Origin of the sequence: Priestia filamentosa, from assembly GCF_900177535.1 — a bacterium.
GTDB classification, from domain to species: domain Bacteria; phylum Bacillota; class Bacilli; order Bacillales; family Bacillaceae_H; genus Bacillus_I; species Bacillus_I filamentosa.
The window spans coordinates 133,870-157,992 of record NZ_FXAJ01000002.1 but is presented as its reverse complement, the minus strand read 5'-3'; the positions used below and the strand labels follow the sequence as shown (position 1 = coordinate 157,992).

Below are 24,123 nucleotides of genomic sequence, written 5' to 3'. Positions count from 1 at the left end.
CACCTCTAAAAAATTTTATATGAATAGCTGAAGTAACCTCTTTATGAAAATCACCTCAACCATTTTCCTCATGATGAAATATTAGGCTGAAAAATAAACGCCAATTTTATTACCATTAATTGTTTGTATCGGAATATGCATATCATAAATGTCTTCCAATACGTCTTCAGAAATGATTGTCGCTGTTGCTCCTTCTTCAACAACCTTTCCATCTTTTAAAGCTACAATATAGTCTGAATAGCAAGAAGCAAAGTTAATATCATGAATAACGATAATCACCGTTTTTCCGAGTTCATCAACAAGTCTTCTTAATACTTTCATAATTTGAACAGAATGCTTCATATCAAGGTTGTTAAGCGGTTCATCAAGTAAAATATATTCTGTATTTTGAGCAATTACCATTGCAATATAAGCACGTTGGCGTTGTCCACCGCTAAGTTGATCAATATATTTGTGTTGAATATTCTCAAGTTCCATATATTCTATTGCTTCATCTACATAATTCCAATCTTCTTTTGTGAGTTTTCCTTGGGAATAAGGAAATCTTCCAAAGGAAACAAGCTCTCGGATTGTAAGTCGCATTGTCAGATGATTTGTTTGCTTCAAAATAGAAATCTTTTTAGCAAGCTCAGTGCTCTTCCACTCGCTCACTTCTTTTCCATCAATCTCAATCTCTCCTTCTTCTTTAGAAAGAATGCGGCTAATCATTGATAGAAGCGTACTTTTACCGGCTCCATTCGGACCAATAAAAGACGTAATCTTTCCTTTTTCAACGTTAATCGAAACGTTTTCTACGACTTTTTTTGAACCATATGCTTTAGAGACATTTTTCACTTCGATCATGATTTACTCCCCTTTAATAAAAGATAAAGAAAATAGGTGCCACCAATAAAGTTAATAATCACACTAAGCGTTGTGGAAAACGTAAATACTCGCTCAACAAGCAACAACCCTCCAACAAGAACGACAATACTAATCAATGAAGAACCAGCAAGTAAATAGGAATGTTTGTATGTTTTAAACATTTCATAAGCGATATTTACAACAAGCAACCCTAAAAATGTAATAGGTCCAACAAGCGCTGTAGAAATAGAGATAAAAATTGCTACAATAATGAGAAGCTGCTTCACAACACGATCGTAGGGAACCCCTAGATTGACTGCTTCATCTCTTCCTAATCCAAGTACATCTAAATACTTAAAGAAACGGAATAGATAGAGAGAAAGTAAAATAACGAGAACACCTGCGAAAACAAGAAGCTCGACTTGCACATTATTGAAACTTGCAAACATCTTATCTTGAACAATTAAAAATTCGTTTGGATCAATTAATACTTGCATGAAAGAAGAAATACTCTGGAAAAATGTACCGAAAATTAATCCAACAAGAAGAAGAAAATAGATATTATTATTTCCTTCTTTTTTGAACAATATCTTATAAAGGATGCTTGTAAAAAGCACCATAAAGACAATGGAAAGAATAAAATTAATGTTTGGGTTCATCACTGCTACGTGAATAGAACCAAAAATAAAGATAATTACCGTTTGTACAAGAAGATAAAGCGAATCTAATCCTAAGATACTTGGTGTTAAAATTCTATTATTTGTAATAGTTTGAAATATAACGGTAGAAACCGCTATAGAATAACCGGTTAAAATAATCGCTAAGATCTTGGTAATCCTTCTTGGTAAAATGTAATCCCAATTTCCACCTGTTTGATAAAATAAGAAAATAGAAATTAGTGTAATAGCTGCTATAGATAAAATAAGAAGTTTATTTCGATTACTCATATGCCTTTCTCCTAATTAACATGTACAGAAAAATTCCGCTTCCAATAACCCCTACCATTAAACCTATTGAAATCTCGTATGGATAAATAATGACTCTTCCTAAAATATCGCATAGGAGAACAAAAATGGCTCCAACTAATGCTGTATGAGAAAGTGTCTTTTTTAAATTATCTCCAGCATAAATTGACACAATATTTGGAACAATAAGTCCTAAGAAAGGAATCATTCCAACCGTTAGTAAAACAACGGATGAGATTAAAGCAACGAGAATAAGACCAATGTTCACGACTTTTTTATAATTCAAGCCTAAATTAACTGCAAAATCTTCACCCATTCCGGCGATTGTAAACTTATTTGCATAAATGTAGGCTAGGATCATAACAGGAACACTTATGTAGATGAGTTCATATTGCCCTGTAATAATAGTAGAAAAATCTCCTTGAAGCCATGATGCAATGTTTTGAATAAGATCATTTTTATAAGCAAAAAACGTCGTGATAGAGCTCACAATATTTCCAAACATAAGACCAACAAGTGGAATGAAAATTTTGTCTTTAAATTTTATTCTGTCTAAGATTTTCATAAAAATAAACGTGCCTAATAAAGCAAATAAAAAGGACACAAGCATTTTTACCATTGGTCCTGCTGTTGAAAACAGCATAAGAGAAATTAGAATACCAAAGCGAGCCGAGTCCATTGTTCCTGCTGTTGTTGGTGATACGAACTTATTTCGCGTAAGCTGCTGCATAATAAGTCCAGCAATACTCAAACTTACTCCCGCAATGATAATGCTTATAAGCCGTGGTACTCGACTAATAAGGAGAATTTCTATTTCGTCTTTTGTCCAACTTTTAATATCAAAAGGGCTAATGTTTGTAACCCCAACAAAAAGGGACACAAGAGATAGTACGATTAGTGCTGCAACGAGATACCTTTTCTTCACTGTCCAAACTCTTCCTTTATTTATGTTTTTTTTCGAAAATAACGTTTCAATAAAGAGAATCATTCTCAATTGATGTTAAAAAATAAAATAATTCGTTTGAATTATTTTGGATGTTCTTCACCAAAAAGGGCCATTATCCCTACTTTGGAAGAAGACAGATAAAATATAACTATGAATTTATATTATCGGAATTATCGGCTTTATGCAAGTGATTATTTACAAAATAGTTTTTTTTATTCTCAAACCTATCAAAACTATATTACTAGATCATAAAAACTTTCTTTATTATTTCTTCATCTAACAGAACTTATTTCCTATAGCATTCTTCCCTTTGTTTTAGGGATCTAACTAATTCTTATACTGTGAGCATAGCATAAAATGAGATTAAATGTCTTTCATATAATTCCTGCTACAGTAGGATTTTCAACTAGGAAAAGTTCATTGGAATAAGGGTGATTAAGAAAAAGCAGCTCTTAGCAAGAGCTGCTTTTTCTTCCTATATAATAATAGAGTACCTTTTTTCATTGAAAATTTTTCTTTGTGCTTTTTTTAACATAAAAGGTCTACAAATAGTTATTGCTTTCTTTATTTCTGTTAAGAACATCTTCTGTCTTTTCTAATACTTTTGGCTTCTTCCTGTTATAGTTACGAAACTTTTGTTCAAGTTGTTCAAGCGTCATTCCTTTTGTTTCAGGAACCCAAATTTTAACGAAAAGAAGCGCTCCTACACCTAGTACTGCGAAAATAAAAAATGTTGAGGAGAGCCCGATTGCTCCTTTTAACATTGGAAATGTTAAGCCAACGAGAAAGTTGACCGTAAAAAGACAAAAGACTGCAATCCCCATTCCCATTCCTCTTAACCGTAGAGGGAATATTTCTGAAAGCATCAACCATGTTACTGGAGAAACAGCTCCTTGCTGGAATGCTAAAAATGTAACCGTTAAGGTTAAAACAACGTAAGGTAGAGCAGTTGTTCCTTCTAATAATAGTGAGCTTACTCCGATTAAAATCAGCGTCACTGTAATGCCCATAAGACCTCCCATCAACATTTTGCGGCGGCCTACTCGCTGAAGAAGCCAAATACCAACAAAAGTTGCTAATACTGAAACAATTCCATTTGCAATATTACCAATAAGGGCTGCTTCAGTACCTAATCCAGAATCTTTTAAAATCTCTGTGCCATAATACATAATCGAGTTGGCACCTGTAACTTGTTGAATAACAGCAATTCCAATTCCAATCAAAATGAGACGACGAATCCATGTGATTTTTAAATCTTTAAAAGATGCCTTTTTAATTTCTGATTCACGACTTATAGCCATCTCAATATCATGAAGTTCTGTTTTTGCACGATCATTTGTACGCATCTTTTCTAAGACAGATAGCGCTTTTTCTTTTTTTCCTTTTGCTACAAGCCATCTCGGGCTTTCTGGAAGCCTTAGTCCTCCAAAGAATAAGATAACAGCTGGAATGGCGGCAATTGGCAACATAAAGCGCCAAATGTTTGGATATTGCCCAAGCGTATTCCCAATAATAGCGTTAAATGTAAAAGCAAAAAGCTGACCACTTACAATCATTAATTCATTTTGGGTCACAATTCCGCCCCTGCGTTCAGCTGGAGAAACTTCTGCTAAGTATGCTGGTACAATTGTTGAAGCTGCTCCAACAGCAAGACCTAATAAGAAGCGGAAAGCAATCATAACAGCCGCGTTTGGAGCAAACGTGCATCCAAGCGTTGTAATAAAAAATAAAATAGCACTATATAAAAGGGTTGTACGACGTCCATAGCGATCCGATAATTTCCCGCTAATTACGGCTCCAAATGCTGCTCCTAAGAGTAAAGCACTTGTTACAAGTCCTTCAGTTAGTGAGGTAAGATTCAATTGATCTTCCCTAGACATGTAGGGTAAGGCTCCATTTACTACTCCTGTATCATAGCCATATAGAAGCCCACCGAACGTAGCAACGAGGATAATCATCCTCAGCGCTGATTTTTCATTTCCATTGTTACTCATGTTCACTGCTCCTATCTTTTTAATATCGACTAGTAAAATGTATATCTTGTGTTTTTTACTATACCCACAAAATTTGATAGGAAAACAAAACATGTGAAAAGAATGCAATTTATAAGAAGTAGATTCTGATTTTTCGCAGAAATCACTTGTTGCTGTAAGAATTATTTATCCCCTAAAAAGATTTTAACATTTCACAAGCTCTCTTAAAGAAAGCGTTTTATTCCCTTCTAATATAATATTTTTCTTCAATTTCAAATGGTATCTCAGAGAATAAAATCCCTTAAATTTAAAAAAACATAAATTTATTTTACTTTTATCTCTTTTCTTTCCTTGTAATTCCTCTTTCTTTCTGTTAAAGTTAAGAAGAATTATTTTTGTTCGGAAACAATCTAGAAGTTAAGTAATTTTCGTCTTAAGATTTGGACAAGGATAGTATTAACGTATGTGCACAATGCACAAGGAGGCAACAACTATGGAACAAGGTAAAGTAAAATGGTTTAATGCAGAAAAAGGTTTTGGATTCATCGAGCGTGAAGGTGGAGACGACGTATTCGTACACTTCTCTGCAATCCAAAGCGAAGGTTTCAAATCTTTAGACGAAGGTCAAGACGTAACGTTTGAAGTAGAACAAGGCCAACGTGGTCCACAAGCAACTAACGTTGTAAAAGCATAATTGTAAAAGCAGACTCCTCTGAGTCTGCTTTTTTTGTACATTCATTCAAGTAAAAAACCCTATTCATAGTGAATAGGGTTCGTTAAAGCAAAAATAGTAATTTGTAAAGCAAATGGTATGCTTAAGTATAGCACAAAAATTCACGCTGGTGTTTTATTTTTATAGATTTTATTTTTCACATATGTCCTTTTATAAAAGGTGCCACAATGACATAGAGAGAGAACACAACTACAATCCAAAACATAGCAGACTTGATGAGCGTATTCCGCTTTTGAAATATTTGTCGAACTGCCGTATAAATACAAAATAAAAGCAAAGAAACGCCAAGCCATACAACTCCCTCATGACCTCCATAAGAAATCCCTTCACTTTCATATATGTTTTTCAACATAGTTGTTGTTAGTAACCATCCAATGATAAGACAAAGAACAAGTTCAAAAATAGCTCTTATATACATTTTTTTGCGCATTAGCCAAAACCTCCTCTTACAAATTTACCATAAATGTTCGTTCCTTACCTAATGAAGCAAACGCCCTCTATTTTTCAAGGCAAAAATGCTGTACGATAAAGAGGATGTGAAAAGGAGATGAAACGTTTTGGCTCTTATCTTAATTTTATTTGCTCTTATTGCTGGGATGGCTTTACCAACACAGTTTAGCATCAATGCGCAGCTTCGTCATGTTGTTGGGTCCCCTGTTGTTGCTTCAACAATTTCTTTTATTGTCGGAGCTCTAGCGCTGCTCATCATTTCCATAAGTGGAAAGGGACTGCAAGCTAAGAAAGAATGGCTACATGCACCATGGTGGGTATGGACTGGAGGACTTCTTGGCGCTTTTTATGTTGTAGCAACCGTTATTCTTATTCCTAGAATTGGAGCAACTGCTACTGTTGCTTACATTTTAGGCGGTCAAATGATTGCTTCTGTACTGATTGATCATTATGGACTTCTTGGTGTTCATACTCACCAGTTAAGCCTTCCTCGCTTAGCAGGTGTAGGGCTCGTTGCTTTAGGGGTTATTATTATTCAAAAGTTTTAGGATAGGAAGAACTCTACATGTTAGAGTTCTTCTCCGATTAGCTTTATAGCTTCTTCTACTTTCATCATTCCTCTATTTTCATTGCCACGTTTTCTTACAGCAACAGCATTCTCATTCTTTTCTTTCTCTCCGATTATAAACATATACGGAATTTTCTTCATTTCCCCTTCTCTAATTTTTAGACCTATTTTTTCTACGCGGTCATCTATTTCAACTCTGTATCCTAATCCTTCTAGCTTTTCTTTTACCTTTTCTCCGTACTGAAGTTGAGCATCATTAATAAGTAAAATCTTTACTTGAACAGGCGCGAGCCAAAACGGAAAAGCACCGTCATAATGTTCAATTAAAATGGCCATAAAGCGTTCGATAGAACCGTAAATTGCTCTGTGAATCATAACAGGATGATAAGATTTGTTATCTTCCCCAATATAGGTACATTGAAATTTCTCAGGCATTTGAAAATCAAGTTGAACTGTTCCACACTGCCAGCTTCGGCCTAAAGAATCTAAAATATGAAAATCAATTTTAGGGCCATAAAAAGCTCCATCTCCTTCATTTACGCTATATGACACACCTTTTTCTTTGAGCACACTCTTTAATGTTTCTTCTGCTTTTTCCCACATATTGATTTCGCCCATAAAATCTTCTGGTCTTGTTGAAAGTTCAACTTTGTACTGAAAACCAAAATGAGTATAAAACTGATGAATTAAACTTAAAATATCAGCTACTTCACGATGAATTCCTTCTTCTGCTACAAAGATATGTGCATCATCTTGCGTGAAAGAGCGTACGCGTAAAAGGCCATTAAGCGAGCCTGACAGCTCGTGTCGATGGACAAGCCCAAGTTCTGCATAGCGAAGCGGTAGTTCACGATAACTTTTTCTTTTATGATTAAATGTTAACACGGCTCCTGGACAGCTCATTGGCTTAATCGCGTAATTTTGCTCATCAACACAAGTAAAATACATATTTTCGCCGTAGTGGTCCCAATGTCCTGATTTTTCCCACATTTCTTGTTTCATCATAATAGGTGTTTTAATTTCTTGATAACCTGCTTTGTAATGTGCTTTTTTCCAATAATTCTCAAGCTCATTACGTACAATCATTCCATGTGGTAAAAAGAACGGCATCCCTGGTGCTTCTTCCATTGTTGTAAAAAGATCAAGCTCCATTCCTAGCTTTTGATGACTTTTTCTTTCCTTTGCTCCTTGGTCCATCTCTATTCCTCCTTAAAATAAAAAGACCGCACTCCTCCCAATATAAGGGACGAGTGCGGTCGTGGTTCCACCCTAAGTTCCATAAAGCGTAAACGGCTCTATGCTCAAAGATTTGATAACGGTTTATTCCGTTTGCAGATACTCTAATTATTTATTTCCCTGCAAAAGCTCAAAGGTGGTAAACGATTTCTTTTTCTTAAGAGCTCTCAGCAGATGCTCTTTTCTCTGTAAAGAAAAAATGATAATCATTCATGTCCTTTTCAACGCCTTTTATAAAATTTTATACAAAAAACCGCACTCCTCCCAATACAAGGGACGAGTGCGGTCGTGGTTCCACCCTAAGTTCCATAAAGCGTAACCGGCTCTATGCTCAAAGATTTGATAACGGTTTATTCCGTTTGCAGATACTCTAATCATCTATTTCCCTGCAAAAGCTCAAAGGTGGTAAATTGTTTTTCTTTCTTAAAGGCTCTCAGCCAAAGGCCCTTTTCTCTGAAAAAGAAAGGTAAAAACAATTCATGTCCTTTTCATCGCTAAATAACTATTTGACTTTATGTTGTAGTGATTATAGCGAACATCTTTTTAAAAAGTCAAGTTTTTTTAGAATCGGTTATACCTTTTTTATAAAACATGAGTTTTCCCATCCCTTTCCTTTCTTACCTCACTCCCTAGTTAGGGGATGAAATCCTTTTGTAATGATAAGACGCATCATCATTCAAGAGAAAACATTCAAATGTTTTACTATTCAAAAGAGAATTTTATGGTACAATATGTCTAAAATGCTATGAAATGTTATTATATGTTTTTTTAGAAGGCGTAGTTATGACTATTTATTTCTTTAACGTCTTCTCTTCTTGGAAAATTTCTGATCCCTATTTTCTGCCGTTCTTTTTCCTAGTATATTTTATGTTGTTCTCTTCAAAAAGCAAGCTAAAAAATAAAAAAACAAACTATATATTCATAAAAAAATGAGAAAGAAATGGAGAATATAAGATGGCAACTATTTCATTGGCTGAAGCTGTAAAATTAAAAAGCGTTCTATCTTCACGTATTCATGAGCTAGAGGAAGAAATGGATCGTGTCGCTTTTGTAGAAATTGAAAAAGATCAAAAGCCACCTCAACAATCTCGTACTCTAAAACATGTTGAAAATGATGTAGAAGAAGTAAGAAGAGATTTACGTTTACTTGATCGCCTTATGTATGAAGCAAACGTACAAAATAAAGTTATGTTTGATGAAACTTCACTTACAATTGTAGAAGCGATTGAGCTCGCAACTCAACTTAGAGCCAAAGCACGTAAATATAAAACATATGCTTCATCTTCTATTGAAGAATACCAATACTATGGAGATGGAGTACAAATTGTTAAGCTCGCAATGTTTGACCCAGAGCAATATCGCCTAAAAGCTTTGGAAGCAGAAAAAAGAGCTAATCGTTTATCAAACAGCATTAATGCTAAAAATTATGCTGTTTATCTTTCATTTGATGGCGATAAATATTTTTAAACCTTGAAGCGGTGAGACTCCCTTCAAGGCATAGAAGGAGAAACCTCCCAAAATAAGTTTGGTTCATGTGATGGATTTAGCAAAACCAATGACTATTAACCAATCACACCTTTACCTTTTACAAATAACCAACTTTTGCAATTGTGGTCGATGACCGTTCCTTTTCGTTTTATCTCCTTCTATGAGAAAGAACTCCCCTTCCCTTGAAGGTGGAGTTCTTTTTTACAAAATAGGCGAGATCTTGTTAACGTAAAACTTTGAATGTCTCTTCCCCTGTCTTAGGAGAAATCATAAATTGTATTTTTTCATCTTCCTGCCCTTTCCCTTGGAGAATAATCGTCGCTCGATAATCACCTTCCCATATGACAAGTACATTGCCTGAGGAAAGCGCATTTCCGTCATTGAAAACAGGACGGTTTATATAAATTAAGGAATGGCCTCTAGCCTCTATCATTGAAGGACCAATAAACGCGGGCTTTCCCTTCTCAAAAACTTCTATTTTATTTATATTCCTTGGAGAATGACTTTCTACAATCAGTGTTCTTTGTAAATAATATTGATGTGAATAATAACCTGTGAAAAGAATAAACGGAAGAAAGGCGAGGATACAGAAAAGAACGAGCACTTTTCTTTTCCTAGTAACTATCGCTTGATCTTTATCTCTCCTGTCATTGACCTCTTTGAAACGATTTTCTATGTATTTTCTTATCCACCATACAAGCGAGTAAATGAACCAAAAAAATAAGTATATATAAGAGAGTAGGAGCGTATATCCTAACAAAGAATGATCGTAAATATAATCTATGAGTCTTCCTATCTCTATGTGCCCTTTGTCTAATGTTCCTCTATCATGGCCAACCTTAATAAAGATAGTTATCAAAACAGTCAAGAATGATGTTTTAGCTCGGACTTTAAAAAAGAGTTGAATAAGGGCTATAACAAGAGAAAGCAACGGAAGAATTTGAATGGATAGCATCGTTACAGCAATCGATCCAAAGTAGGCCACAGAGCTGATATAATCTAACATTAAAAACGACCTCCCAAAATTTATGAGCGTTGAATATGTTCCTATACTAGTTTTTTAATTTAGCTCATCACTTTGGAATAAAACAAAATGGATTTCCACTTCTTATTAGCACAGAAATCTATACCAATCTACATTTTTATTAAAAATGGATTTTAGTTCATACTTAAATTTTAACACAGTGAAATCTATTTCAATAAAGAATATTAGGTTAAACTATCCTTTTTTGTAAATATTTTTTCATTGACATTGTATTATAAGAGTGTTATCCCTATCCTTTTCAGTTGTAAAAGTAAACAGAGTTCGTTACGATAAAAGAGAATAAAGAAACGGAGTGAATATAATGGCAAATATTTTAATGGTGAATTTTCCTGCTGAAGGACACGTAAATCCAACCCTTGGTATCGTAGAAGCTTTCAAAAAGCGAGGAGATAACGTCCATTATGTTACAACCGAACGCTTTAGAACTCGTCTTGAAGGAGTCGGCGCTTCTGTACATACGCATCCTGATTTAGTAACAGGTGTCTCGATTAAACCTTTTACACCTGAAGGGCTTAACGCATTTTTAAATATTCAAGTTAAAACATGCCTTCATGTTCTTGAAATTGTTAGTACTTTAAAACAAAACATTCAATTTGACTTTGTTTTTTATGATAAGTTTGGTGCTGGCGAACTTGTACGTGATTATTTGAACATTCCTGGAGTTGTATCTTCTGCATCCTTCTTAATGCCTGAAGAGCGTTTAGAAGCGATCCCTCTTCATCCACATAACGCTGCTAACTTTCTCCCTAGCGAGGAAGTTCAAAACAGTATTGATAGATTTAAGAGTGAATATGGCGTCGAACTAAAAAGCCTTCTTCAGTTGATGAACAATCAGGGAGAACTAACAGTTGTGTATACAAGTGAATTTTTCCAACCTACGAGAGAACTGTTTGACAGCACATGTCACTTTATCGGACCAAGCTTCCCTAATCGAAATGTAGAACATTCTTTTCCACTTTGGAAGCTTGAAAATGAAAAAGTGATTTATATCTCAATGGGCACTGTATTAGATGATATCGAAGGATTTTTCAACAAGTGCATTGAAGCTTTTTCAGATTTCGATGGAAAAGTGGTCATCGCTGCTGGTGAAAGAACAGACTTTTCAAAACTAAAAGAAGCACCTGAAAATTTTCTTATTTTCAGCTACGTGCCACAGCTTGATGTTTTGAAAAAAGCAGATGTTTTTATTACACATGGAGGAATGAATAGTGTTAATGAAGGTATTCATTTCGAAGTACCACTTGTTGTAATGCCTTTTGACAAAGATCAGCCAATGGTTGCACAGCGCCTTGTTGATCTCGAAGCAGGATATCGAATCGAAAAAGAGACAGTCACTTCAGCTGTTTTAAGAAATGCTGTTGAAGAAGTATTGAAAGATGAAAAGTATAAAAAAGGAATTGAGGCTATCAAGCGAAGTTTTGAAAAAGCCCCAGGCCCTGTTAGAGAAGCAGAAAGAATTATTGGATATATGGAAGGAAAGCTTTCTGTTTCATCCTAAATAATAAAAAAACCTCCAGCCGGGCTGGAGGTTTTTTTTTATAATGATGCGCGAAGAATAGAAAGTATGTCTTCCTTCGTCAGCTTTTTAAAGTTTCCAAAGCCCCCGTGTTCCATTTCACGAGCTGCAATTTCTGCAATTTCTTCTAGTCGGTCATCGCCAATACTGTAGTCTGCTAATCGAGATGGCGCTCCTAGACTTGACCAAAATACACTTAGCTTATCAATTCCTTCTAGTACAATTTCTTTATCTGTTTTTCCTTCCGTTTCGAGTTCAAACATATTTGTCATAAGATTTTTCATACGATCTACGTCTTGATCAATCGTATGTCTCATCCAGTGCGGGAATAGAATAGCAAGTCCACCTGCATGTGGAATATCATATACAGCAGATACCGCATGCTCAATTGTATGAGAAGCCCAGTCTCCGAAGTATCCCATTTGAAGCGTACCGTTTAAAGCAATTGTGCCTGAGTATAAAATCGTTTCACGATGCTCATAGCTTTCAAGATCTTCAAGCAATTTTGGAGCTGTTTCAATAACCGTTTGCAGTACAGAATAGCACATACGGTCTTGTAGCTTTGTATTTTTGACATTGTGAAAATATTGTTCAAAAACATGACTCATCATATCTACCATGCCATACACTGTTTGATCACGAGGAACAGAGAACGTGTTAACAGGGTCTAAAATAGAAAACTTTGGATGCGTTACTTCGCTACCCCATACGTATTTTTCATTTGTTTCCCAATTTGTGATAACAGAGTCTGGATTCATCTCAGAACCTGTTGCTGCTAAAGTTAGCACAGTACCAAATGGCAATGCTTTTGTAGCTGTTACTTTCTTATTGATAATATCCCATACGTCACCATCATATGCAGCTCCTGCTGAAATTGCTTTGGTGCAGTCGATTACGCTTCCTCCCCCAACAGCAAGCATGAAATCAATTTTCTCGTTTTGGCAAATTTCAATTCCTTTTCTTACTGTTGATAAACGTGGGTTTGGTTCTACTCCAGCAAGTTCAAATATGCTAGCTTCCGCGTCATTTAGAAGGCTAATCACTTTGTCATATAAGCCATTTCGCTTAATACTGCCGCCTCCATAAACAAGCAAAACATTTTTTCCGTAGTTTTTTAGTTCCTCCGGTAAAACGTTTAACTGATCTTTTCCGAAAATCAATTTTGTTGGGTTACGATACGTGAAATTCTCCATATGTATAATCTTCTCCATTTTATAAATTTGCAAGCACTGTTATAAATTGTGCACAGGTGTGCTATTATAAACATTCTATTGCAAGAATTCAAGGATATTGTGTACACCTTCACAAAACTTACATAACTAAAAAAACAAGAAGGCTATTTATGATAGCCTTCTCGAATAAAACTATTTATGAGTTATGATTTTTCCTTTTTCATAGTAAGAGTACCAAATATCTTCTGGTACCATGTTACCTCCTGTACTCCACGCAATATGGGTTGCTTTTTCTAACTGACCGGTAACAAGATGGTTTTCCTTATTCCTATATAAAACGACCGGACCAGCTATTCCAGCTGCTGCGGATGGTTCTACTTTAATCGCTTCTTTGTCTTTTAAGAGATGCAACAAAGAAAACAACTCATTATCTGATATTGTATACACACCACAAATTAGATGTTCTAAAAACTCGCCAATAAACCGAGAAGGCCTACCGACTGCAAGACCATCTGCCTCTGTTTGGTTATCTAATCCAAAATCTTGTACACATATATTACTATGCTGCTTCGTCATAAGTCCAAGTAACATACATGGAGAATGAGTAGGCTCAACAAAGAAACAATGAACACCATGCCCAAATACGGTCTTTAAACCAAATGTAATACCTCCAGGAGCGCCTCCTACTCCACAAGGTAAATAAACAAAAAGCGGATTTTCTTTATTAACTGTTATCCCTTTTTCATTTAACTGCTCTCTTAATCGTAATGCAGCAACAGCATATCCTAAAAATAGGTTTCTTGAGTTTTCATCATCAACAAAATAGCTTCTCTCATCTTGAAGAGCCTGTTTTCTCCCTACTTCTACCGCCTTGCTATAATCATCACTATGTTCTACTACCTTCGCACCTTTACTTCTTAATAAATCTTTTTTCCACTGTTTGGCGTCTTTAGACATATGGATAACCACATTAAATCCTAATACAGCTCCCATAATTCCTATACTTAATCCTAAATTCCCTGTTGATCCACAGACAATAGAATAATTGGAAAAGAAAGATTTAAATTGAGAGTGAGAAAATCTTGTATAGTCATCATCATGGTGAATCATATTATTTTTCATTGCCAAATCTTCTGCTAGTTTTAAAACTTCATAAATACCGCCTCTCGCTTTTACCGAACCTGATATGGGAAGTTTATTATCTTCCTTTAAAAACATCTCACCATGTATAGACACGTTATATCGGCTTTCTAGTTCTGTTTTCATAGAAACTATATTTGTTAAGGGAGATTCAATTATTCCGCCCTTCTCTTCTGTTTCTGAAAACACTTTTGCAAGGTATGGAGCAAAGCGTTCTAACCGCTGTTCAGCTTCTAGAATATCCTTTTCACTTAAAGATAGATTCATTGTTGCTTCATTATTCATAAAATAATCGCCATTTAGCCATAACACTTCTTTATAATTCATAATTTGCTGGACAAGGAGATTTTTTTTCCAAGTCTCGGCTATATTTGTTGATGGCATCTTGCTCACTCCTTTCTACATCTAAAACTTTTATCTTACAAACTCTTTCTTTTCATAAGTGAATTCCTCATACAAAGATGAAATGGGTTGAAAACCTATTCCCTGCCCTTTTGGCACTTCAATCATACTATTTTGATTAATCACAACTTCAGGAGAAACAAAGTCTTTTTCCCAGTAACGGTTTGAGGCAGGGATGTCACCTGGAAACTTAAAATTTGGTAGAGTTGCAACAGCAATATTATGAGCGCGACTGATACCTGTATCTAGCATTCCTCCACACCATACAGGAATGTTATGATCAGCACACAAGTTGTGAATTTTTTTTGCCTCTGTTAATCCCCCTACACGTGCTACTTTAATATTTATAGTCTTTGTGCTTCCTAACTCAATAGCTTTTTTCGCATCTTCTACAGAATGAATACTTTCATCTAAACAAATTCTTGTTTTCATTTCCTTTTGTAGTTTTGCATGGTCCACAATATCATCATGTGCTAAAGGTTGTTCAATCATTAATAAGTTTAAATCGTCTAGCTGTTTTAGTAGTTCTATATCCTTTAAAGAATAGGCAGAATTTGCGTCTGCCATTAACATAATATTTCCAAACTGTTTACGAACCTCCTCTAAATAGGAAAAATCTTGACCTGGCTTAATTTTAACTTTTACACGGCGATACCCTTCTTCTAAGTGACCTTCTATAACGCGTAAGAGGTCATTTGGAGTTTGTTGTATTCCGATACTCACTCCTGTTTCAACTTGCAAACGCTCCCCACCTAAAGCTTTCCATAATGACATATTACTTTCTTTAGCATACAAATCCCATACAGCACAATCTAAGGCTGATTTTGCCATCTGATTTCGCCGAATATGAGAGAATAGTTTATTAATTTCCTCCGGATGATCAATCGTTCGCTTTTCAAAAAGAATAGGAATAAGATAGTCTTTAAGAATGTGCCAAGCTGTTTGATTTGTTTCTTCATTATAAAAAGGAAAAGGGAGAGCTGAACAGTCACCATATCCTACATAGTTTCCAGAATAAACTTCCGCTACAATAAAGTCTCTTTCTTTTATAACTGCAAAGCTAACCTTAAACGGCTTTTTCAATCTCATTTTCATTTTTCGCAAGACTACTTTTTCAATTTCCATCTTCGTCCTCCTAATGTTTATATCCTCTATCTGTTACTAAAAAATAAACGTTTCTTTTATCGCAGAGAAAGTTTGACTATTACGAAACAGTAGGCGTTGGGGCATCGTCTATCTCGGTTGTCTTTCGCACTCTTTGAATCGTTAAACCTGAAATAATGGAGAGTCCTGCTGACGCAATAAGAAACCAAAAAGCTGCATCATATGAGCCATTAAATGCGCTAATTAAAATTCCAATCATAAGAGGTGAGACAAATCCAGCAGATTGACCGCCAAGATTGATCATTCCGCTTGCTGAACCAATAATATCTTTTGAAAACATTTTCTGAGGAAGAGCTGTAACTGTTGCAAAAACGAAAGATTTGAAGAAATAAACAAGAGCTTGAAAGGTGATAACCATTGCAACAGAAGAAGCATTATACATGAGGTATAGAAAGATAGCTGTTAAAGATGCGCTAGAAATCAACAAATATTTTTCCTTGCCGCTAAAATATTTGTCCATAATCCATCCACCCATTGTCATAGCAATTCCTGCTGCAACAAAAGGGAGAGGAGTTAAAATCCCAATTGCTTTCAGATCTAAATTACGTACATTCATCAAATACGTTGGCATCCAAGAATCTAAGCCCTTATTGACCATACTTAATCCAAACCAAGCAATAACGAGTTGCCACATGAGCGGCATCTTTAATAGTTGTTTTAAAGACGTTTTCTCTACTGGTCTTTTACTTTGCTTTTCTTCTTTCTGTACAGGGGACTTTATGAAAAGCCAATAAAATATCACGAAAACAATCCCTACTGCCCCAATAATGAAAAATGTTTCTCTCCATCCTAACAATAAAATCATCGGAGCAATAATAAGGGGAGCAAAAGCACTTCCAACATAGTTAGAAGACATTAAAATAGAAGCCATTCTAGGTCTCTCTTTTTTAGGGAACGTTTCTGCGATTCCCTTTAAGCTAGCAGATGGATAAGCTCCTTCACCAATTCCAAATAAGAAGCGTATCACAACCAGTGAAGCTAATGACCAAGACAGTCCAGTGAATATTGTAAAAACAGACCAAATTAAAATAGCACTGATAATAATCTTTTTTGAACCGAATTTATCAGCAAGCCATCCGCCTGGTAGCTGCATAATAGCATAACCAATAAAAAAACTGCTTAATACTACTCCAAGTACCGTTGTACTTAAATTAAACTCACTGCCAATGGCGGCAATCCCGATGTTAATTGCAGCTCGATCAATATAAGAAATACACCAACCAAGAAATAAAAAAGCTAAAACCGAGTATTTGCCGGACGATTTGGCAGGTGAGTTATGCATTAAAGCATTCCCCCTTTATCTATTGAAATTGTGCCTTCCTTCTTAATATCTTTTTCATAATCTCCTAGCTTCTGAATGACATAGCACGTACATTTTATTCCGTTAAGAAAATAATCAATTTCAATATTCTCATTTGGCGAATGATTTCCTTGATCGAAATTTGCATATGGAACAAGAATAGATGGCAATTGTAAAACCTCTGTCCATACATGGTCTGGCAAGCTACCTCCCAGACTTGGCTGTATAATAGGCTCTTCATTATAAGCTTCTCTCAATGCTTCTGTTACAACTTCAACACATTTCAATTCTGCTGACGTTCGAGAAGGTTTAAAAGAGCCAATTCTCTTAACATTAATATCTGGTGCATATTTTTTTACATGAGTACAAAACTTCTTATAGATATCATCTGGACTTTGATCAACAACAAGGCGAATATCCATTTTTAATGTCGCTTTAGAAGGAATGATTGTTTTAGCTCCCTCTCCTATATGCCCACTGTGAATACCACATATGTTAAATGTTGGTTCCATTGTTAATTTACGATAGTACGTCTCTCCATCCATTTTTAAATCAGGATAACCGATTTTTTTCCCTATTTCCTCTTGATTATAGGGAATAGATTTTAATAGCTCTGTCTCTTTTGGAGATAGAGGTAAAATATTATCGTAAAACCCTTCAATTAATACTCGTCCAGAAGAATCTCTCATCGTTGATAACAAATCGAAAAGTTTCCAGACTGGATTTGGTACAATATTTCCTTTGTTACCTGAATGATTATCCCACTCTCCTCCCTTAGCTGTAAGTTCGAGATAAAGCATTCCTCTCACACCAAGCAACATAAGCGGCGCATCACTTTCGTGAGAAGATCCATCAGAACTATATACAAGATCTGCTTTTAAAAGCTCTTTATTCTCTTCTACAAATGAAGGAAGATTGACGCTCCCATTCTCTTCCTCTCCCTCAAAAACAAATTTAATATTAATCGGCAATTCCCCTACGGCATCTAAATATGTTTTAACAGCTAACACATGCGCCATTAGTTGTCCTTTATTATCTCCTGCACCGCGACAATAAATTTTCCCCTCTCTAACTGTCGGCTCAAATGGAGGAGAAACCCATTCATCAAGCGGGTCTGGAGGCTGGACATCATAATGTCCATAAATTAAGAGAGTAAAATTATTTTTACTGTTCATTAGCTCTCCATATACAACAGGATGACCGTCTGTTTCAATAAGACGTGTATCAATACCTACTTCATTCATCATTCCTTTAAGTAGAACTGCACAATCCCTTATTCCTATATTTTGAGCACTTATACTTTTTTGGCGAAGTAAAGTAAACAATTGATTTAAATATTCTTCTTTTCTTTCTTTAATCATTGCTGAAACGTTTTTTAAGGTCATCACACATCTCCCCTTTTTCGTTAAATGTAAAGTTTTCAATCAACCTTTAATAGACAGGAACTAACGACCCTTGATTTTATGAATATAAAATCGTTAAATTGACGTTATATTGTCGTTAAGTAACCCGATAAAAGTATTATAAATAATTTTCAGAATATTTACAATATTATTTTTTAGTACATTATTCGTAAACCTTTTATTTCCCTTCCAAAATTTTATAATTTGTTTTATGATGACATTATTACCTACTAACGTTGAGAAGGGGAAAATAATGATACGTATTGCTGTTATTGGTTCTGAACAACTTATAAAACATGTGTTAAAGACTAGAAAAGATGATATTGAACTCGTACCATGCATATACAAAACTCCTGAGGAAGCCCCTGCTCTCGTCAAAGAAGTAAAGAACGATATTCATGTGTTGTTTTTCGCAGGTCCCATTCCTTACTTTTTATCTCAGCAAGAAATTCAAAAAAGTGGTCTTCCCTCTGTATATATTCCATCAGATGAATATAGCATTATTTTATCCTTGTATCATATTCGATATATTTTACAAGAAGAAACAAAGAGAATTTCTATTGATATATCAGACCAAGATTATGTATATAACGTGTTTGATGAGCTAGACATAAGTAAAGATTCCTTATTTGTTAAAGAATATGAAGGAAATTATAACCTCGATTCACTTGTAGCCTTTCATTATAACCTTTGGAAACAAGGAAAAGTTGACTTTGTTCTTACAAGTGTTGAAGCTGTATATGTGAAATTAAACGAACTTGGCGTAAAAAGTATGCACATTATTAAATCCAAAAAAAACATTTCCGATGCTCTAGATCGCGCTATTGATCAAGGAAAAATTAGAAATAGTAAGAAAGCACAAATTGTTGTAGGTCTTGTTACAATTGAAGATTCTTCGTGTTCTCTTCATAACGCTGAAAATGAGCTTCATCATCCCTCATCGATGAAAGCTTACCAAATATTAAAAGAATTCGTAAAAAAGATTAATGCATCTCTGTTACAGTTAGAGGAGAATCAATTTATTCTTTATGCAACAAGGGGCGTTATAGAGAACATAACAAATGGTTATAGTGAGCTTCCTATCGCAGCTGAGATAGAAAAAAGACTAGAAGTTTCAGTCAGCTTTGGGTTTGGATTTGGGTTAACAACAAAGGAAGCGCAGGAAAATGCCAATATTGCTCTTTATCATTCAAAAAATTCAGTACAAGGAAAAGCTTATGTTGTGACAGAAAAAAAGATAGTCATTGGTCCTTTAGACAGTCAACCTCAGCAATATGCCTTAAGAAGCATGGATGAAGATATTCTTTCGATCTCTAAAAAAACAGGGATAAGCGTAGCAAACGTAAGCAAAATTGTAGAGTTTCTAAATTTCCATAACTTTAATCATTTCTCAGCAAATGACCTTTCTGATTATTTACATTTAAGCAAAAGAAGTGCTGAGCGGATGCTTAAAAAACTTCTGGATCATCATTTAGCTCAAGTTGTAGGAGAAGAACAACCTTACCAAAAAGGAAGACCTCGCTCCATCTATAAAGTAAATTTTTAAATAAAATTCTTGTAAGCTCTAATTTTTATCATAAAAAAAGGAAGGAGATTTTCTCCTTCCTTTTTTCTATCCTTATGCTTTTGCAGGTACTTTAACACCAAATACAGATTTTGGTTCAAGGTATTCTTCAATCCCAAATGCTCCCCATTCTCGGCCAATACCAGATTGTTTAAAACCTCCAAATGGCGCGCTGCGATCTTGTTCAGCATCATTTGCAACAATTTGACCTGCGCGAATGTTTTTAGACACATAATCAAGAGTTTCCTGATCTTTACCAACTACATAGCCCGCTAGACCATATACAGTATCATTCGCAATTTCTAATGCTTCGTCAAGATCTTTGTACGTAATCACTGCTGTTACAGGTCCAAAAATCTCTTCTTGGGCAATAACCATGTCGTTTGATACATTTGTAAAGATTGTTGGTTTTACATAATACCCTTTTTCTAATCCATCAGGTTTTCCTGTACCACCTGTAAGAAGCGTTGCTCCTTCATCAATTCCTTTTTCAATATAAGATTGAACACGATCCCATTGCTTTTTAGCTACAAGAGGACCTGTTACAATATTTTCATCTAATGGATCTCCGACTGGGAATGACGGAATAGCTTTTTTCATTGCTTCCTCAAAATCTTTCTTCATAGATTCTGGGATGATAATACGAGTTGCTGCTGTACAAACTTGGCCAGAGTTCAATGAAATATGAGACACGGCAATTTTTGCAGCTTCTTCAATATCAGCGTCATCCAATACGATTAATGGAGATTTACCCCCAAGTTCTAGTGCTACTTTTTTAATTGTTTTTGCTGCATTTTGCATAATTTTTTCACCAACACCTGCAGAACCTGTAAAGGATACAAAGTCAATATCAGGGTGTGAGCTAATGCCGTCTCCGATTGTGCTGCCTGTACCATTTACAAGGTTAAACGCCCCTTTTGGTACCCCAGCTTCATCAATAATCTCAGCAAGGATCATCGCTGCAAATGGTGTAAGCTCAGCAGGTTTTAATACCATTGGACTTCCTGCCGCGATGGCGCTCGCGATTTTTGTAGACGTTTGGTTTGTTGGAAAGTTCCATGGTGTAATAAGACCGCTAACACCGATTGTTTCTTTAATTAGTTTGTAATTTCCACGATCTTCTTCAAATTTATAGTCTTTTAAAGCTTCCGCCGTTTTCTTGAAATGCGCAAGACCCATTTCATAATGAACTTCCCTAGAAATTTTAAGCGGGGCGCCAAGCTCGTCCGTCATTACTTGTATAAGCTCATCTTTGCGTTTCTCGTATCCTTTTGCAATATTCTCAAGCATTTCAATTCGCTCTTCTCTTGATGTTCTTGAGAATTTTGGAAGAGCTGCTTTTGCCGCTCTAACAGCTTTATCTAAATCCTCTTTTGTTCCTAGGCTAATTTGTCCAATCGATTCCTCTGTTGCTGGATTGATAACATCTTCTGTTTCATTACCTGTTGATTCTACCCATTCACCATTAATAAAATGTTTTAAGTTTGTATACATAACTACATCTCTCCCTTTTCAAATTACTCTTTTCTATTTTTTAAATGTTATTCTGTTATAATGTTGTCTAGTCTTTGTTTACCCGTCTTTATACATTTAAAACAAGAAAATTGGAAAAGAACTGTTGGATGTGCTCTTATGCTAAGGCTAGTATCCTTTTAATAATAGGACTCAAAAGACATAATATCTCTATTGTTTAAAAGTTTGACAGCTGATCTACAATTATAAAAATGCCTATGAATAAGATATTAAGAACTACTAAAGTTCCATAAAAACCAACTAAATTCGAAAGAAATAAAGATAGAGTAATAAAAACAATGGTTTCGATACCAAACAACATCACAAGAACTCCTACCCTCTTTGCAAGTTTTTTTTCGTTTCGAGGTTTGAAGATGACGTTATAGCCTGCAATGAAATCAACCCTTTCTCGTTTTCTAATTTTAACTCCTACATAAATGATAAAAAGACTCAAAAAAATCACTAAAAGACGCTTAATCATCAAAAAAGCCCCCTCCTTATCCTTCCGTTTTCATTTAAATCTGTATACGATTGTTCTCTGCATTTTGTTTCCCCTGCTTTAACTTTCTTTTCCATTTGTATTTTTCAGAAATATCTTTCATTTTACACTTTAACATAGTAAACTATTAGAGAAATAAAACAGTAAAGGTTGGATAACAAATATGAAAAAGATTTTTGTAATGGCAAGCAGCGGGGGCAATTTATATCATCTAGGGGGCAGCAGTCCAGATCAATTGATGAAAGAATTAAATACACAAGTAAAAGAAGCTGGTTTTGTGATTGAAGGTGCTCAATTTATTGCAACAGATGCTTCGATGGATGCCCTAAAAAAGAATACAAAAGCACAACTACTCGAGTGGAATCAAGAAAAAGAACAGCTGACGCTCGTTTTAGAAGATAGTTTAGAAGCTGTTAATGAAAAGGCTAAAGAAATAGATCAAAGAGTTGCTAAAAGCATTTATACAGGAAATATTGACGGTGTGATCGCTATGAGCGCTGATCCAAAGGGAGCAAATAAATTGGCTGCTAAAGCAACAGCTGAAAAGAAGATTCCTCTTGTTGGAACAGGAGGAACATCAATGGCATCCTTTGGATCACTCGGAGCTCATATTATTTCACAGTCAGGTACAACAGGCACTTCGAACAAGACAAGAGCAATTGGCTTTGTTACGTCACTTGCTAAACACTGGGGGATAAAATATCGACCAGTGCTAAATGAAAAACAAAACAAGAATGATTTATCTTCTAGAAGCAAAAAGGTGAATTTTAGAAGCATTATGACCTCTTCACTTCCTGCTTTTATCTCTTTAGCTATTATTTTAGCATTAAGCAAAATTCCAGGCCTTGAGAAAGTTGAAGATATATTTGACTTATTAATTGCAGCTCTGCCTGTTGTAATTGCTGTTATTGCAGCCCGACAAATAGCTGACTTAGATGAAATATCAATCGTGGCAGGTGTTGTAGCCGGGGTGATGGCAACAGATAGCGGTATCTTAGGTGGGTTACTTGCAGGAATTTGTGCAGGTTATCTTGTACCAGCTCTGTTCTCGCTTTGTACAAAATGGCGCTTTCCTACCACAACTGTTAATATTGTTGCAGGTGGATTAGGAGGACTATTGCCTGGTCTTGCTGTCTACTTTATCCTTGGTCCCATTGCTCTCAAAGCCGGCAATCTAATTCGAAACACAATTGAAAGTATGATTGATTTTAATCCAATCGTAGCTGGAACTTTAGCAGGATTGCTCATTTGGCCGGCTATTTTAGCTGGTATCTACCATGCAGCTATTTTACCTATTGTTATTTTAGAAATGGAGAAAACAGGAAACAGCTTTTTGGGATCTGTCGATATGGTTGGACTCGTTATGGTTGCAGCTGGTATCAATCTTGCGAATATTATCTTCCCTAAAAAACGCGGGGAATCCGCAGCAGCAGCTCCCTCATTCCTTATCAACATTGGGTTTGGAACGTTTGTCGAGTCCGCTTATCCATTTATGTTCGCAAGCAAACTAGTCTTTATCGGCGCACTCCTTTCGTCAGGGATCGGAGGGATGATCGTTGGGCTTTATGATTTACGTGGTACAGCTTACGTTCCTTCCGTTATTGCTCCATTCCTATCCAATCATACATCAGGATTTATTATTGCTATGATTGCTTCTTTGCTCGCTTCCTTTATTTTTACAGCAAGTGCAAATAAGCTAGAAACTACGCCATCAAATAAAAAAGCTAGCGCGTTTTTTTAAAAATGCGCTAGCTTTTTTATTCTACTTCTATTTTCACGTGACGGTGAGGTATAGGGGAAGCTAGAATAACAGACGTTGTTAACGTTCCAAACGGCATAAGTCGATCAATTAACATCCTCATTTTTGCCATATCTGGAACAGCGGCTTTTAGAATATAGCCTGACGTACCTGTTACGCGATGAGCTTCAATAATTCCCTCCTCTTTTTCAATAAACTTTTCAATCTCGGCTGGAGACTTTTTTAAATCCCCTATTTGGATAAAGAGCTGAATATCTAAACCAACCTTGCTTAATGAAATGCGTGCACTAAATTCTTCAATAATTCCGTTGTGTTGTAAACGATGAAGGCGCTCTGAAACGCTCGGTCTGCTAAGAGCTAACCTTTTGGAAAGTTCACTAACGGTCATGCGACTATTTCGCTGCAAAAGTTCTAAGAGTTTTACATCAATTATATCCATATGAAC

At 35.5% G+C, this 24,123-nt stretch carries 21 protein-coding genes and 2 other annotated features; of the genes, 6 read left to right on the top strand and 15 right to left on the bottom strand.

Annotated elements, in window-relative coordinates; all coding sequences use genetic code 11:
• Positions 1–81 precede the first annotated feature (81 nt).
• The 4 genes from B9N79_RS07970 to B9N79_RS07955 form a co-directional block, all read right to left on the bottom strand.
• A complete protein-coding gene (locus B9N79_RS07970; RefSeq protein ID WP_019395383.1) occupies positions 82–843 on the bottom strand; it encodes an iron ABC transporter ATP-binding protein in 762 nt (253 codons plus the stop codon).
• Entirely contained in the window at positions 840–1,790 is a 951-nt protein-coding gene (locus B9N79_RS07965; RefSeq protein WP_019395382.1) for an iron chelate uptake ABC transporter family permease subunit, read from the bottom strand. Before B9N79_RS07965 ends, B9N79_RS07970 begins: the two co-directional genes overlap by 4 nt.
• Entirely contained in the window at positions 1,783–2,733 is a 951-nt protein-coding gene (locus B9N79_RS07960) for an ABC transporter permease (protein WP_019395381.1), read from the bottom strand. The genes B9N79_RS07965 and B9N79_RS07960 overlap by 8 nt, the downstream gene beginning before the upstream one ends.
• A gap of 563 nt (positions 2,734–3,296) precedes the next feature.
• Positions 3,297–4,748, bottom strand: coding sequence for a sugar porter family MFS transporter (locus B9N79_RS07955; RefSeq protein ID WP_019395380.1), 1,452 nt, complete (start codon positions 4,746–4,748; stop codon positions 3,297–3,299).
• A 472-nt stretch (positions 4,749–5,220) separates the two neighbouring features.
• Here B9N79_RS07955 and B9N79_RS07950 point away from each other — a divergent pair, with 472 nt between their 5' ends.
• Positions 5,221–5,421 (top strand): cold-shock protein, encoded by a 201-nt coding sequence (locus tag B9N79_RS07950; RefSeq protein WP_019395379.1) that lies wholly within the window; start codon positions 5,221–5,223, stop codon positions 5,419–5,421.
• Between the two features lie 175 nt (positions 5,422–5,596).
• Here B9N79_RS07950 and B9N79_RS07945 read toward each other — a convergent pair whose 3' ends face one another.
• Positions 5,597–5,890, bottom strand: a complete 294-nt coding sequence (locus B9N79_RS07945) for a hypothetical protein (RefSeq protein ID WP_040057913.1) — start codon at positions 5,888–5,890, stop codon at positions 5,597–5,599.
• 127 nt (positions 5,891–6,017) lie between these two features.
• Between B9N79_RS07945 and B9N79_RS07940 the strand changes: the two genes are divergently transcribed.
• Complete coding sequence (locus B9N79_RS07940) at positions 6,018–6,458, top strand: DMT family transporter (protein WP_040057914.1); 441 nt, start codon at positions 6,018–6,020, stop codon at positions 6,456–6,458.
• A gap of 20 nt (positions 6,459–6,478) precedes the next feature.
• On the opposite strand, the gene thrS is transcribed toward B9N79_RS07940, so the two are convergent.
• Positions 6,479–7,675 (bottom strand): threonine--tRNA ligase, encoded by a 1,197-nt coding sequence (gene thrS / locus B9N79_RS07935; protein ID WP_053102077.1) that lies wholly within the window; start codon positions 7,673–7,675, stop codon positions 6,479–6,481.
• Between the two features lie 42 nt (positions 7,676–7,717).
• Positions 7,718–7,948, bottom strand: a binding site (T-box leader).
• Positions 7,949–7,983: 35 nt separating this feature from the next.
• Positions 7,984–8,215: a binding site (T-box leader), on the bottom strand.
• 453 nt (positions 8,216–8,668) lie between these two features.
• Between thrS and B9N79_RS07930 the strand changes: the two genes are divergently transcribed.
• Positions 8,669–9,181 carry a hypothetical protein gene (locus B9N79_RS07930; protein ID WP_019395375.1) on the top strand — a complete coding sequence of 171 codons (513 nt, stop codon included), beginning with the start codon at positions 8,669–8,671 and terminating at the stop codon, positions 9,179–9,181.
• A 244-nt stretch (positions 9,182–9,425) separates the two neighbouring features.
• On the opposite strand, the gene B9N79_RS07925 is transcribed toward B9N79_RS07930, so the two are convergent.
• On the bottom strand, positions 9,426–10,208 hold the full coding sequence (locus tag B9N79_RS07925) for a hypothetical protein (RefSeq protein ID WP_046217094.1): 783 nt from the start codon (positions 10,206–10,208) through the stop codon (positions 9,426–9,428).
• Positions 10,209–10,548: 340 nt separating this feature from the next.
• Between B9N79_RS07925 and B9N79_RS07920 the strand changes: the two genes are divergently transcribed.
• The gene (locus B9N79_RS07920) at positions 10,549–11,745 is read left to right on the top strand and encodes a macrolide family glycosyltransferase (RefSeq protein ID WP_040057916.1); all 1,197 of its coding nucleotides are present in this window, start codon (positions 10,549–10,551) and stop codon (positions 11,743–11,745) included.
• Positions 11,746–11,783: 38 nt separating this feature from the next.
• Here the strand turns inward: B9N79_RS07920 and B9N79_RS07915 are convergent, their stop codons facing one another.
• From B9N79_RS07915 to B9N79_RS07895, 5 genes are all read right to left on the bottom strand, one after another.
• Entirely contained in the window at positions 11,784–12,956 is a 1,173-nt protein-coding gene (locus B9N79_RS07915) for an iron-containing alcohol dehydrogenase (protein ID WP_085118104.1), read from the bottom strand.
• Between the two features lie 171 nt (positions 12,957–13,127).
• Positions 13,128–14,459 carry a D-serine ammonia-lyase gene (locus B9N79_RS07910; RefSeq protein WP_040057918.1) on the bottom strand — a complete coding sequence of 444 codons (1,332 nt, stop codon included), beginning with the start codon at positions 14,457–14,459 and terminating at the stop codon, positions 13,128–13,130.
• Positions 14,460–14,489: 30 nt separating this feature from the next.
• Positions 14,490–15,602 carry an o-succinylbenzoate synthase gene (menC, locus tag B9N79_RS07905; protein ID WP_046217091.1) on the bottom strand — a complete coding sequence of 371 codons (1,113 nt, stop codon included), beginning with the start codon at positions 15,600–15,602 and terminating at the stop codon, positions 14,490–14,492.
• Positions 15,603–15,681: 79 nt separating this feature from the next.
• Complete coding sequence (locus B9N79_RS07900; protein ID WP_040057920.1) at positions 15,682–16,923, bottom strand: MFS transporter; 1,242 nt, start codon at positions 16,921–16,923, stop codon at positions 15,682–15,684.
• On the bottom strand, positions 16,923–18,326 hold the full coding sequence (locus tag B9N79_RS07895) for a M20/M25/M40 family metallo-hydrolase (RefSeq protein ID WP_046217090.1): 1,404 nt from the start codon (positions 18,324–18,326) through the stop codon (positions 16,923–16,925). The genes B9N79_RS07900 and B9N79_RS07895 overlap by 1 nt, the downstream gene beginning before the upstream one ends.
• 271 nt (positions 18,327–18,597) lie before the next feature.
• Between B9N79_RS07895 and B9N79_RS07890 the strand changes: the two genes are divergently transcribed.
• Entirely contained in the window at positions 18,598–19,890 is a 1,293-nt protein-coding gene (locus tag B9N79_RS07890) for a hypothetical protein (protein WP_048896760.1), read from the top strand.
• A gap of 72 nt (positions 19,891–19,962) precedes the next feature.
• Here the strand turns inward: B9N79_RS07890 and B9N79_RS07885 are convergent, their stop codons facing one another.
• Positions 19,963–21,402 (bottom strand): aldehyde dehydrogenase family protein, encoded by a 1,440-nt coding sequence (locus tag B9N79_RS07885; protein WP_040057922.1) that lies wholly within the window; start codon positions 21,400–21,402, stop codon positions 19,963–19,965.
• A 196-nt stretch (positions 21,403–21,598) separates the two neighbouring features.
• A complete protein-coding gene (locus B9N79_RS07880) occupies positions 21,599–21,901 on the bottom strand; it encodes a hypothetical protein (RefSeq protein ID WP_040057923.1) in 303 nt (100 codons plus the stop codon).
• Between the two features lie 181 nt (positions 21,902–22,082).
• On the opposite strand from B9N79_RS07880, the gene B9N79_RS07875 reads away from it, so the two are divergent.
• Positions 22,083–23,660 (top strand): hypothetical protein, encoded by a 1,578-nt coding sequence (locus B9N79_RS07875; protein WP_019395364.1) that lies wholly within the window; start codon positions 22,083–22,085, stop codon positions 23,658–23,660.
• 16 nt (positions 23,661–23,676) lie between these two features.
• Here the strand turns inward: B9N79_RS07875 and B9N79_RS07870 are convergent, their stop codons facing one another.
• The gene (locus B9N79_RS07870; protein ID WP_019395363.1) at positions 23,677–24,117 is read right to left on the bottom strand and encodes an Lrp/AsnC family transcriptional regulator; all 441 of its coding nucleotides are present in this window, start codon (positions 24,115–24,117) and stop codon (positions 23,677–23,679) included.
• Positions 24,118–24,123: the final 6 nt, after the last annotated feature.